Source organism: Alkalibacterium putridalgicola (genome assembly GCF_900109825.1).
Taxonomy (GTDB): Bacteria; Bacillota; Bacilli; order Lactobacillales; family Carnobacteriaceae_A; genus Alkalibacterium; species Alkalibacterium putridalgicola.
This window is the reverse complement of record NZ_FOBL01000012.1, coordinates 1-13,984: the sequence shown is the minus strand read 5'-3', so window position 1 is coordinate 13,984 and position 13,984 is coordinate 1. Positions and strand designations below refer to the sequence as shown.

Genomic DNA, 13,984 nt, shown 5'->3' with positions numbered 1-13,984 from the left:
GTACTCAACTCTTCCATGTTGAGTACGGTGTATTTACTGTATAGTCTTAATTCTATAGTACTGCCAGGATCAGCTGTTCTTGATATAAAGCAGTTCAAACAATGACTGACTAAGCTGTTCTTCTTCCATTTCATTGATCAGCGCAAGCAGACTGAAGTCAGAAAGGTCACTGTTGAAGGCATTGAGCAGGTCGTCTTTCAGGAAATAGCCGACTTGAGCTTTGTCCAGACGCTTGAATAGTTCTTCACTGATATCCTGCTGGGCGATCGCTTTGAAACCGTTAAACCTTACTGTCAGCGCTCCGCTGCCTTCTGGCTTAAGCGTAACGGTGGTCCGGTTCAGTTTTTTATCGAATACTGACGCTTCGACTTCGCCGTTTTGCACGTCTACTACCTTCACTTCATTTGATCCATTGAAATGAATGACATGCCTGCGCTCTTCCGGTAAAACTGTCTTCTCACCTTCTATATTTATAGACAGAATCTGCTCGGAATGATTCAGTTCAAAAGTGGTTACCGCTCGCTGATGGTCGGCGTCTTCGACCAGTTCAAAGCGGTTGCTGGCTCCAGGATAGATCAGCCAGTCCATATTTTCTGGTAAATTATGGGCATCTGTTTCAGTTGGCGCTGGATCGAGTGGGATGATGCTGCCTTCTTTAGCAAAAACCGGGATGGTCGTTTCATCTCTCAACACTTTCAGTTCCGACTGACCTTTATAGCGGAAGTTGGTGAACACATCGAACCACTGACCTTCAGGGAAATAAAAGACTTCACTCCCGTATAGCGTCTCCTCATCTTTCTTGCTGGTTACCGGCAAGACGAGGAGTTCACTTCCAAAGAAATATTCATTCCTGATATGATAAGCCGACTCCTCGTGCGGGTATTTATAGTAGACCGGCTGAATGACCGGGATGCCCTGCTCGCTGTTCAACACATTCAAGGTATAGAGGTAAGGGATCAGCGCATGACGCAAACGCAAAGCTTCCGTCATGTTCTGTCTGATGCCGATGCTGTACTTCCAGGGTTCCTTGCTCGAAAAGGCACTGTTGGAACTATGCAGACGATTGATCGGACTGAATACGCCGAACTGGAACCATCTCAGTGCCAGTTCTTCATCCTTATAGCCTTTGAAGTGGCCGCCGATGTCATGGCTCCACCAAGTGTAGCCGATATTAGAAGACGTTGCCGTCAAGTAAGGCTGGAACTTCAGCGAATCCCAGGTGATGATGGCATCTCCCGAAAAGCCGACGGGATAACGGTGACTGCCTGGCCCTCCGTAACGCGACAGGATCAGTCCGTCTTTGCCCCGGTCTTTCATGTCTTTGAAATGATAATGATTTAAGAGCCACAGGGGATCGATGTCGCTGCTGCTGAATTCGCCCTGTTGCCAGTCGATCCACCAGAAGTCAACGCCCAGTTCTTCCATAGGATGGTGGACGTCCTCGAAATAGACCTGTCTGAAGTCGTCATCCATCAAGTCAAAATGGGCCGGTTCTTCGATAGATGTACTGAGATCAAGCTTTCCTGCAACAACTTCATACTGTTCTTCAAAAGCCCGGATACCGTCCGCTGGATGCACGTTCAAAGTCACTGCCAGTCCTTTGTCCTGAAGCGTTTCTAAGAAACGTTCGGGATCAGGAAACAGCTCTTTGTTCCAGGTATAACCGGTCCAGCCGCTTCCATACTTTGAAGGCACGTCTGTAAGGTGCCAGTCCATATCGATGACACTCACTGCCAGCGGAATATCGTCTTCTTCAAATTTATCGATCAGCTTCAGGTAGCTCTCTTCCGTATAACGCCAGTATCTGCTCCACCAGTTGCCCAAGGCATAGCGCGGCAGTAGCGGCGGGTGGCCGGACAGTCGGTAAAAGTCCTGAACGGCTTTCTCATACTCTCTGCCATAAGCAAAAAAGTACATATCCGTCTGCGTGTGATTCTTCACCTTGATGTTTTCATTTTCGTCAAAAACAAAAGACCGCGAATCATCAAGCGTCGCGTAGCCGTATTTAGAAATGATACTCTCTTCCAGCGGTGCTTCCCCGTCCACCTTGTCGACGGTCCGTAATGCCCCTTTAAGCGTCGGGATATACTGGCCGAAGTACCATCTGTTCGTGTAGTTCGTATAGTTGTATCTGACATCTATCGACAGGTTCTTTGGCGAAAACTCTTTTTCCTTCATATAGCGAAGGTGAAACGAATCGGTGATGATCTCGATCATCTGATGTGTTTCCTTGAGCTCAAAATCCACTTCGCCTAAATCACGATTCTTTACAATTTGAGTTGGACGGTCTTCGAAAATGCCGTCTTTGGAATACTCCATTCGCAGCAGTTTGCTGGTCAAGACAGTAAACCGGTAAGTATTTCCCTTGATGATGTTTTTTAGTTGGTTCATACACTTCTCCCTCCGGAATATAAAAAGCCCCTTTAGTTATATTAAAAAATTATTTTAACCGATGGTAATTCTATTATAGCGAATACAGCCGCTCGTTTACAAAAATATAAGTAGCTATAAATTAGAGACAATGAAGATTTTACCTCAAAAAAAGGCAATGCTCAAATGAACATTGCCTTTATGGTTACTATATTGGTCAATACGGCGGCTTGTTAGAAAATATAAGTTCTTCTTTCACCTTTCCTTCTGTTTCAAAGACCACGATCTGGTTAAGGCCTTCCTTAAGTAACGGCGCGGGTACATAAAGTTTATACTGCGGTCCGACTTCCCAGAAGCGTCCGAGGTTGAAGCCATTCATAAAAACGATGCCTTTGCCCCAGCCTGTCATATCGATAAAGGTATCCGCTGTTTCTTCTATTTCATGTTCGAACAAGGAAAAACTCGGCGCCTGTTCTTGGTAGGGTTTCTCATAATCTACTTTATCAATGTTATCCAGTGGTAAGGGGTAATGCGTCCAGCCACTGCGGTAAGCACCGTTCAGGAATACGCCATCTGTGATCCCTTTGGATTGCGCTTTGAGACGCGGGCCGTAATTGACACGCCCCATATTCTCCACCAGGATATTCATAGTCATCTCATCTTCAGTCAGTTCAAAAACTTCTTTATCCCCTAATTCTTTGTCGTATTGTGTCAGCTCCAATACGCCGTTAAGGAAGATTTGTGCACGGTCGTTTGTCCCCAGCAGTCGGAAATCCTCTACTTGTCTTTTAGGACCGGCTTTTTGTCGATATAAAACATAGCCGTAATCCTGGTCCAGTTCTTCCATCGAAAGCGTGTACGGACTCTTTACACCTTCACTAATCGTGTCCAGATTTTCAAACAAAGAAGTACGAGCTTTTAGAGCGACTTTCCCGTAGTCCATTTTCTTGACCAATTCGGGTAACGGAGGCAGTTCGCTGTTTGTGACCTCCTGGATCACTTCCCTGAACGCCTTATACTTTTTAGTTACATCTCCCCATTCGGATAAAGGCGCATCGTAATCATATGAAGTGATGTCCGGTGTCAGTTGATCGTAATAGTTGGATCCGTTCATAAAGCCAAAGTTCGTTCCGCCGTGGAACATATAGAAATTGACATGGCCTTTATTTAAAACTTTACGTAGCTCTTCTGCCTGTTTTTTGTAGTCTGTCCGGTTATATTTCTTATTACCCCAGGCCGTGAACCAGCCGATCCAGAACTCCATTACCATCAAAGGAGAATCTTTACCGATGAAGTGCTCGAGTTCACCAAAATGATGAGCAGCATCAGAGCCGAAGTTGACAGTTGGATGAGCATATTCAGGAAGTGTCCCGTTTTCCAGCATATCAAGCCATGTGCCATCGCTGGTGACCAAAGGAACATCTACCCCATACTTTTTCATCATGTCGACTAGCGCTTTCAGATAGTTTTTATCATTGTTATAACTGCCGTACTCGTTTTCAACCTGCATCATAATGATCGGCCCGCCATGTGTGGCCTGCAGCGGAACCAGTTCATTAAATAACTTTTCAAAATAGTGATCGATCTTGTTAAGCAGCGGCTCGTAGTACGTCCTTAGCTGCATGTTTTTATCTTTCAAGAGCCAGCTAGGCAGACCGCCAAATTCCCATTCAGCACAAATATAAGGGGACGGCCGGACGATGACGAACAGATTCAGCGACTGCGCTGTTTTAATGAACTTTGCCACATCATGCATGCCGTCAAAATCGTACTGCCCTTCTTTTGGTTCATGAAAGTTCCAGGGAATATACGTCTCGACTGTGTTGCACCCCATCGCTTTCAGCTTTTTCAACCGGTCTTCCCAGTATTCGGGGACTACTCTGAAATAATGAATCGAGCCAGAAATAATCTTAATAGGCTTTTCATTCCAATAAAAATCTTCTCTTATCTCAAACATTGATGAACCACTCCTTTTATAAATGATCGTATCTAAATCATCTCTTTCACTTTTTAGTTGACTAATTTGAACGGCTGTCTATTCATTCCGGTCGAGCTTACTTATTCAAAATCAAACGGAAGCAATCAGTTAGCCCGTAACTCAGCCGGCTTATAAACTTTCCCTCTTAGCTCACTTTAAGCTAGTACGCTTGGTCTGTTCGCTTATCTACTCACACATTTAACTCGAGGTGCATATGCAAGCATCGAGCGTGGTCTACTCACTCATATCATGATTTCACATCAAGCTTTTAGACAGCACATATAAGAAAACACCCAAAAAGGAATCGCAGTTCTTTTTGGGTGCTTCCATAAGCGTTTTGACTTGTCTCATCACTTTATTTAAGCGAGCCGACCATTCCTTGTACGAAGTATTTCTGTAAGACAAAGAAGATGATGGCGGTCGGGATCGTCGTGATAAAGATGGCGATCATAACAGAACCGTAATCGATCGTGTAGCCGGAGCCCATTGCTGAAATGACCAGCGGCACCGTGTAGTTCTCTGGTGACTGCAGTACGATCAGAGGCCACAGGTAGTTGTTCCATGAGTTCATGAACGTGACGATACCGGCTGCGGCATAAGTCGTTTTCATAGTCGGAATAAAGATTTTGACAAAGATCCCTAATTCTGACAAACCGTCGATACGGCCCGCTTCAATGAGTTCTTTCGGGAACATCTTGGTGTTCTGTCTAAAGAAGAAAACCAGGAAGGCCGTAGAAACGTAAGGTAAAACAACACCAAACAGCGTATCGATCCCCAAGGCCGGTGCGATACCGGAAATGGTCCCAAATAGTCGGAACAGCGGAACCATCAGCGCGGCGAACGGGATCATCATGGATAAAAGAATGATGTTATACACGACTTCCTTGCCGCGGCTGGGGTGGACTTCAAAGCCGTAGCCTGCCAGAGACGAGACGAAGATGGAGATGATCGTCTGACCGACAGACACTAAAGCCGAGTTCCAGATCGACAGACTGATCGGGGTCGTTTCGATCATCGTTTTGAAGTTCTCAATGAGGTGACTGCCTGGAAGCAGCTTTCCTCTTGTAATATCGATCGACGGATTGCTAATACTGACGATCAGGAAATAGAACGGGAAGAAGAAAATGAGCGAAACTAGTATTAAAAAGACATAGGTCGCGATACGTTTAGTCCGTTTTTCATTTTTCATTTTCTTTCCCTCCCTACTCTAAACTGAATGGCCGAAAGTATCAGTACAAAGACAACGATACTGTAGGATACCGCGGATGCATAGCCGAAGTTCGGCGTATACTCGAATGACAAATTATAAATATACTGTGAAATGGTGGTCGTGGCATTCCCCGGTCCCCCACCGGTCAAGTTCATCGGTTCATCGAACAGCTGCAAGGTCCCAATGGTCGACGTGATCGACGTAAACAGGATGACCGGACGCAGCATCGGAATCGTGATCTTGAAGAACTGCTGAACAGCACTTGCCCCGTCGATACGGGCCGCTTCATAGATCCCTGGATCGATATTTTGCAGCGCGGATAAGTAAAAGATCATATTATACCCTGTCCAGCGCCAGGTGATCGCGATGATGATCAGTACTTTAGCCCAGAAAGGATCCCCCAGCCAGAATATCGGATCATCTATGAAGTTAAAGAACATCAGGATCTGATTGACCACTCCATCATTTGAGAACAAGTACCTGAAGATCAGTGAATAGGCAACCAGTGAAGTGATCGCCGGCAGGAAAACCAGTGTCCTGAATACGCCTTTGAAATGCAGCGTCTTCTGATTCAATAGCACCGAGAAGAACAATGCCAGAATGATCATCAGTGGTATCTGAAAAATGAAGAAAATAAACGTATTCTTGACAGCCGTTATAAATGCCTGATCATTGAATAATCGTCGGTAGTTATCCAGTCCGGTAAAGTCCAGATTGACCCCAGTTCCTGTGTGGAGTGAGATCCAAAAGGCCTGGATCATTGGATAAAAGTAAAACGTGATAATAAATAAAGTCGGAATAAGGACAAAGGTCCAGCTCATCCAGACACGGTTACGCTGGAGTTTTCCCATTTTTTTCTTTTTGACTTTCTTTTTTTTGTCAGACAACTTAAATCCCCCTTCTCAAACTAGAATTAAAGACTCTTTCAAAAACAGATTGAAAGAGTCTTTAACAGTCTAACTAAAAATTACATGTTTGACTCTGCCTGTTCCTGGGCATTCTGGAGGACTTCATCCAAGTCAGCACCATTCAAATATTCTTGAAGAGCAACAGCCAAGATGTCCTGGATTTCATAAGTTCTTTGACCGAAATCAACTTCAGGGATCTCCTGAGTCCATTCAGCTAAGTCCTGGAAGATCTGCTGTCCGCCATAGAATTCACTTTCTTGTTCATAGGCTTCCCCTTCAGTTGCCGGTTCGTACGCTCCCAGAGCATTGATCTCTGTGACCAAGTCCTGATAGAAATCAACATCTGAACCGAATGTTGCAGCTAAGAATTCAGCTGCCGCTTCCTGTCCTTCTCCCTGGAGAACATAAATGGACGAGCCGCCTAAGTTAGAAGCGTTGACTGAACCTTCGATATTCTGTCTTGGGATCGGAGCAATTCCCCATTTGCCTGACTGATCTTCAGCCTGCATGATAGAAGCTGAGATCCAGTTACCCGTTGGGACCGTCACTACATCACCATTATTGAATGTCTGAATGAACTGATCCCATTCGTTATGGACATTCATGATACCTGAATCGTTCATTTCCTTGTAATCTTCAAAAGCTTCTTTTAATGCCATGTTGTCAGCAATGTAAGGTGTCGTCCCGTCTTCTTCTGTCCACCATACCCCAGAGGATTGAAGCATGACACGCATGATGCCTAAGTCCCCATGGTCATTAGTCAGCCACTTGATACCCGTCTGATCATATACATCTTTCCCGATTTCGATATATTCGTCCCAAGTGATGTCTTCCAGATCTTCCAGGCTGTAACCGGCATCTTCCAGATAATCTGTACGGACATAAAGTCCAGTTACCCCAGTATCGAATGGAATGTTATAGACATTGTCATCAACTGATCCAGCTGCCACTTTGTAGTCAGCAAACTCATCGGTGTTGTAGTAGTCACCTAGTGGATAGAATGCCTCGTCATAAGAATTCAGGAAACTTGGTGCACGGTAGTCTTCAATAAAGACGATCTGCGGAAGCCCTGTATCTACACCGGAGCTTAAGCTGGTATTCAGTTTTTGAACCACATCTTCCTGAGCATTTTCAATAATATTGAGTGAGAAATCCGGATTTTCTTCCTGGTAACGTTCTTCCGCCATTTCCAAAGCTTTAACGTTGAAGTTTGGATCCCAGGTCCAGACGGTCAGTTCGTTCATATCCCCACTGGTTTCCTCCGTTGTTTCTTCCCCAGTATCTCCCGTTTCATCGTCTCCGTTACCACAAGCTGCGAGTAATAATACGGCTGAAGCACTTAAAAATAAATGTTTTTTGCTGAACATGTAAAACCCTCCATTTTTATTTTTATTTGACTGCTTATCTTGTGTATGGTTCCAGACTTAAATGATACTGATAACTGTCATTCGTCAATTTGTACTTATCCAACACCCCCGGTCCACAACTCGAAGACCCAATGCCGTTCAGTTTGTGATCGATATTCAATTCCCATGCGTCTTCTTTGACAAGTTCATAAATGTGTTTCGCTTCGTCCAGTATTTCCGTGCTGTATTCCCTCAGACTGAAGTTCAAGTCGTTCCCTTTTATCAGGAAGCCCGTTCCGTCGCTGTGTGTGAAGCTTACCCAGTCGACATCGCTGCGGTTTCCGTTTTCCTGAGGCATAATATAAGATGTTTCCAGTTCGTCACTCTTCAGTGTCCAGACATCTTTCCTGGTGGCGAACTGAATATCCGGATAAGATTCTCCCGGACCGTTTCCATACCATGTCACCTGATCGAGCCATTTTGAGATGTTCATCTGCAGGCCGATCTTCGGTAAAGTCAGCGGGCCATTCCCGAATTTTTCGCCTTTCACATCAATCGTAATGACGCCGTTCGGTCTGACCGTATACGTGACGGTCGAGCGGAAGCCCCAGTTGAGGACGGGAGGGGCCAGTGTGCTTTTCACTTCAATGACGAAATCGTCGTCGTCCAGATCGACCGAAACCTCTTCGATACGCTCCTGGAAGTGATCCACACCGTACTGTTTCCATGCTTCTTTGTTGGGACGCGTATTGAAATCGTCGTGTCCGATGCTGTCATTGTCGGTCATGGGCCTCCAGAAATTATTTTCCGGTCCTTCTTCGATGAGAAGGTCACCATTGACCCTATACGTTTTGATTTTTCCTTCAAAGGTATCAAAGACCAGTTCGAACTGTCCGTTTTTCAAAAAGAGCAAGTCACCGTCTTCCATGACTGCGATCGGTTCATCTGTTGCATGTCGTTCCGGCCAGGTCACTCCCTTGCCGATCGTAAACTGGTCCCAAGCCACAAGATGACCGGAATCACTCCAGCGTTCAGTGTTTTTCGTGTGGCATTCGACCAGCAGCTGGGATTCTTTCGTGATCTCTGACACGTCAAGCGGTAAGTCAAACGTTTCAGACTCCTGAGCTTTGATGCCGGTGACATCCAAGTCGCCCTGATCCAGGATCCTGCCGTTCTGTTTCAGCACCCAGTTGGCTTTCAGCTTGCTTAAATCGATAAAGTCATAGCGGTTGGTGATCGTCAGCTGATTCCCTTCCAGCTCGGCTTTCACCGGCTGGATCGCCCGCTTGTAGTCAAGTAGTGCCGGTGATGGGGTACGGTCAGGGAAAATCAGGCCGTCGATGACGAAGTTGCCGTCATGCGGGTGTTCCCCGAAGTCACCGCCGTATGCGTAGAATTCTTCATTGTCTTCATTGATCGCCTTGATCCCGTGATCGATCCATTCCCAGACAAAGCCTCCTTGAAGACGCGGGTATTTATTGAACAACTCGGTGTATTCCTTGAAGCCGCCGGGACCATTCCCCATCGCGTGAGCAAACTCACATAAAACATGCGGTTGCTCCAGATGAGTCTGTTTACCCAGTTTTTCCAGGCGACCAACATCTGTGTACATCGTTGAGAAGAAGTCGGCACTCTGATTCAGTGTCTTGGGTTCATAATTTGATTCATCAAGGATACGGATTGTTTCCCCTTCATAATGCAGGAGTCGGGTCTCGTCACGACCTCTCGCCCACTCAGCCATCGCCAGATGATTCTGACCGAATCCTGACTCGTTACCGAGAGACCAGATGATCACAGCCGGATGATTCTTGTCCCGCTCGACCATGCGTTTAATGCGGTCGATATAATTCTTCTGCCAGTCCTTGTTGTCGCTCAGCTGATCCAGATCATTGATCAAGGTAAAGCCGTGCGTTTCCAGGTCTGTTTCATCGATCACATAAAAGCCGTATTCATCGCATAAGTCGTAAAAACGCGGATCGCTTGGGTAATGTGAGGTCCGGACTGCATTGATGTTGTGCTGCTTCATCAGTTTCAGGTGCTGTTCCATCACATCTAAAGGAACGGCCCGTCCGTGTTCCGGATGAAATTCGTGACGGTTCACGCCTTTGAATAAAATGCGTTGGCCGTTCACCTTGATCAGCCCGTCTTTGAGTTCCACTTGCCTGAAGCCGATTCGCTGTGGCACGACCTCTAAAACGTTTCCATTATCTTCAATAGTAAACAGCAAGTGATGAAGCGTTGGATCTTCTGCCGACCACTTAACAGGTGTTTCAACGGTTTTTGAAAACTCAACTGACTCTTTATCGAGTGATACGGTCTCTTCAAAAACTCTGTCATGGTTTTTATCGAAGAGTTCGATCTTCACGTCTTTGCCGATCGTTGCTTCCGTCACATCCAGTGACAGATTCAGTTCGGCATCTTTATAGTCTTTGTCAAAGATCGTCTTTACAAAGTAGTCTTTTATGCCAGTGGTTTCTTTAGACAGGATATACACATCTCTGAATATGCCTGACAGCCACCACATGTCCTGGTCTTCCAGATAACTCTGCGCTGACCATTTGTATACTTTGACCGCCAGAGTATTATGACCTTCGATCAGTAGATCCGAAATATCGAATTCAGCTGCGATCCGGCTGCCGGTCGAGTAACCGATATATTCACCGTTCAGCCATAGATCAAAGGCACTGTCGACGCCCTCGAACCGGATCACTGAACGTTCTTTCACTTCGCTTAAGTAGAAGGTTTTCCGGTAGGTTCCCGTCGGATTGTCTGACGGAATATGCGGCGGATCGACCGGAAATGGGTACTGCACGTTTGTATAATGAGGTTTACTATAGCCTTTCATTTCCCAGTGGGATGGAACATGAAGCGATTCCCACGCTGCATCATTGAATTCTTTCTTGAAAAAATCGTCGTCTACATCGTTCGGATGCCTGCCGTAATGAAACTTCCAGGCGCCGTTCAGTAAGGTAAAGCCTTGTGAATATGACCGATCATAGCTGAGGGCACTTTCTTTATCTTTATAGGCGAAAAAGTAAGCATGTTCAGGCTGACGGTTCACTTCCAGGCAATCCTGTTTCAAATAATTCGTAGAGATGATGATTACCACCTTCCTTCAATAATTATGAACAGAAATCTCATTGTAACCCCTTTCTTATATTGTTGTAATAATCATATAAAAAATACTAAAGAATGCAAGCGTTTACGAAATGTTTTAGTAAAATTAGTAAACGTTTTTGTTTTCTATATCTAAGTGCTATACTTTAATAATAAACGATATCGAAAAACTTCAGAACTGACTAGTAAAAAAAGACTTACAAAAAGCCTGCCGGCCAACTGTAAGTCTTCATTTTATGCATTAGTTTTTCCTCTGCTAGGATTGTTTCTATTAGTCAGCTGTTCTTGATATACAGCAGTTCGAATAGGGATTCGCTCAAATACTCTTCTTCTATCTGATCCACGAGGGCGAGCAGGCTGAAGTCGGTCAGATCACTGTCAAAGCTGCTCAAAAGATCATTTTTCAGATAATGTCTTACCTGTGCCCGATGCAGTCGTTTGTATAATTCACTGCTGATATCCTGCTTTTTGATTATTTTGAAGTGATCGAATCTGATAGTTGTGTGATCGGCATTTTGAGGAATGATCGTAACCGATGTCCGATTCACGTCTTCTGAAAATCTTGCAATCTCCACTTTCCCATTCTCAAAGCTTGTGACTTCAACTTTTTTTGAGGCGTTGAATTGGATGATATGCTTACGATTTTGAGGCAGGATCTTTCCCAGATCCTCTGTTTTGATGGTCAAACGCTGATCTAAAACATTCAACTCCAACGTTGTAATGGATCGAATGCCATTTTGATCTTCCACTAAATCAAAGGCATTGCTTTGGCCGGGATAGATCAGCCACTCGATCTCTTCCGGCAGATCACCGGCTCTGGTTTCAGTCGGTTTATGATCCAAAGGGATGATGCACCCAGCTCGTGCGAAGGCAGGGATCATTGACTCATCGCGATAGATCTTCATTTCAACTTTGCCTCCGTACCGTAAATTGGTGAAAATATCGAACCACATCCCTTCAGGCAGGTAGACACGCTCGCTGCCGTAAAGCGTTTCTTCATCTCTTTTATTCGTGATCGGCAGAACGAGCAGCTGATCACCGAAGAAGTACTCGTTCTTATTGTTGTAGCCGGCTTCATCCATCGCACAATTGTAATAAAGCGGCTGGATAACTGGGATTCCTTCTTCACTGTTGCGGACATTCAGTGTATACAGATACGGGATCAAGGCATGACGAAGCCTCAAAAATTTTACCATATGTTTTCTTATATTATCCGTATAGTTCCACGGTTCTTTGCTCGTAAAGGCGCTCTTTGAACTGTGGAGCCGGTTGATGAGACTGAATACGCCGAACTGAACCCATCTTAGTATCAGTTCTTCATCTCTATGCCCTTTATTGTTTCCTCCAATATCATGACTCCACCAGGTAAAGCCGATATTGGAAGAGGTCGCGGTCAAATAAGGCTGGAACCGCAGAGATTCCCAGGAAATCACCGAATCACCGGAAAAACCGACGGGATAACGTTGACTGCCGGGCCCCGCAAAACGTGACAAGATCAGCGCCTCATTTTCACGTTTTTTTAGATCTTCATAATAATAGTGATTGAGCAGCCAGAGCGGATCGACAATGCTGCGGCTGTACTCGCCCTGCTGCCAGTCGATCCACCAGAAATCGACCCCCTGTTCTTCCAGCGGATGATTCACATCTTCAAAATAGGTTTCTCGAAAAGTCTCATTCATCAGGTCGAAACTGGCCGGCTCTTCCATCTGTTTATTTAAATCCAGTTTATCAGCCACAATATCATACTGTTCCTCAAAGCCTCTGATACCGTCAGCCGGATGCACGTTCAAGGTCACGGCAAGTCCCCGGTCATGAAGCTTTGTCAAAAAAGATTCTGGATCAGGAAAGATTTCCTTGTTCCAAGTGTACCCTGTCCAGCCGCTCCCGTATTTAGATGGAATATCAGTCAAATGCCAGTCCATATCCAGGACGGCCACTGAAAAAGGAATGTCTTCCACTTCGAAACGGTCCATCAGTGCCAGATACGACTGTTCTGAATAGGTCCAGTAACGGCTCCACCAGTTGCACAAAGCATAGCGCGGCAACAGTGGCGGATGTCCGGACAGCCGGTAAAAGTCCTTGATCGCTTTCAGATAGTCTCTCCCATATGCAAAAAAATAGATATCTTTCTGCTGGTGGCCTCTTGGACTGATCGTATCATCTTCATTAAAAATAAAGGAATTGGAATCATCCAGTACCGCATACCCGGCTTTGGATATGATACTCTCCTCTAGCTCCGCCTCGCCATCCACTTCATCCACTGTTCGAAGGGATCCTTTTAAAGTGGGAATGTACTGGCCATAATACCAGCGGTTCGAATACTCGGTAAACCGGTACCTTGCATCAACGAATAAATTATGTGGAGCGAACGCTTCCTCTTTCATATAGCAAAGATGGAAGGCATCCGTCAGAATCTCTACCATGTTCTCAGAGTCCTTCACTTCAAAATCCACGTCGTCAGTAAACCGGTTGATGACGATCTGAGTGGATCGGTCCTCAAAAATCCCTTCTTCAGAAAATTCCATTCGTATTAGTTTGTCTGTGATCACGGTGAAGCGGTACTTTTCTCCCTGAACGATCGACTTATCGATGATTTCTGGTTGCTTCATGAGGACCGGCTCCTTTTCTGTAAGCTTATCCAAATAGTCAGTTTGCTTAGCTTCATTATAACTAAAGTTATCGCCTTTACACAAAGATAAGAGACAAGATTATTTTTCACACTTCCGTTTTTTTGATGTTAGTATGAAATCCTGGACACGTTTTGATAGAATATAAACTATCGAAAAGGAGTGTCTATCGATGTCAAACCGAAGAACCTATGATGTCGACTATAAGAAAACGCTAGTCAGTTTGTACGAAAATGGTCATTCAGTAAAGAATTTAAGTGAGGAACATGGCATAGCAGAACAAACCATTTATCGGTGGATCAAAAAATATTCCACGGATGAAAAAACCGGGTATTCTGAAGCAGATATCGAAAAAATCAAAGCAGAGAATGCCCGTCTTAAGACAGACAATGATATCCTAAAAAAGGTCTTAGCCATGTTCACTCAAA

8 protein-coding genes are annotated in these 13,984 nt (G+C 45.0%); 1 reads left to right on the top strand and 7 read right to left on the bottom strand.

The window, feature by feature from the left end; genetic code table 11:
* Window positions 1–69: 69 nt before the first annotated feature.
* From BMX84_RS05365 to BMX84_RS05335, 7 genes are all read right to left on the bottom strand, one after another.
* The gene (locus BMX84_RS05365) at window positions 70–2,391 is read right to left on the bottom strand and encodes a glycoside hydrolase family 31 protein (protein ID WP_091487857.1); all 2,322 of its coding nucleotides are present in this window, start codon (window positions 2,389–2,391) and stop codon (window positions 70–72) included.
* Between the two features lie 196 nt (window positions 2,392–2,587).
* Entirely contained in the window at window positions 2,588–4,327 is a 1,740-nt protein-coding gene (locus BMX84_RS05360; protein ID WP_091487856.1) for a glycoside hydrolase family 35 protein, read from the bottom strand.
* Between the two features lie 376 nt (window positions 4,328–4,703).
* A complete protein-coding gene (locus BMX84_RS05355; RefSeq protein WP_091487854.1) occupies window positions 4,704–5,537 on the bottom strand; it encodes a carbohydrate ABC transporter permease in 834 nt (277 codons plus the stop codon).
* Complete coding sequence (locus tag BMX84_RS05350; protein ID WP_091487938.1) at window positions 5,534–6,409, bottom strand: carbohydrate ABC transporter permease; 876 nt, start codon at window positions 6,407–6,409, stop codon at window positions 5,534–5,536. Before BMX84_RS05350 ends, BMX84_RS05355 begins: the two co-directional genes overlap by 4 nt.
* A gap of 116 nt (window positions 6,410–6,525) precedes the next feature.
* Window positions 6,526–7,833, bottom strand: a complete 1,308-nt coding sequence (locus tag BMX84_RS05345) for an ABC transporter substrate-binding protein (protein WP_091487852.1) — start codon at window positions 7,831–7,833, stop codon at window positions 6,526–6,528.
* 34 nt (window positions 7,834–7,867) lie between these two features.
* Window positions 7,868–10,921, bottom strand: coding sequence for a glycoside hydrolase family 2 TIM barrel-domain containing protein (locus BMX84_RS05340; protein ID WP_218142334.1), 3,054 nt, complete (start codon window positions 10,919–10,921; stop codon window positions 7,868–7,870).
* A gap of 283 nt (window positions 10,922–11,204) precedes the next feature.
* Window positions 11,205–13,538, bottom strand: a complete 2,334-nt coding sequence (locus BMX84_RS05335) for a glycoside hydrolase family 31 protein (protein ID WP_091487850.1) — start codon at window positions 13,536–13,538, stop codon at window positions 11,205–11,207.
* A 190-nt stretch (window positions 13,539–13,728) separates the two neighbouring features.
* Between BMX84_RS05335 and BMX84_RS05330 the strand changes: the two genes are divergently transcribed.
* The coding region (locus BMX84_RS05330; protein WP_143058672.1) for a transposase at window positions 13,729–13,984 on the top strand (256 nt) is incomplete at its 3' end.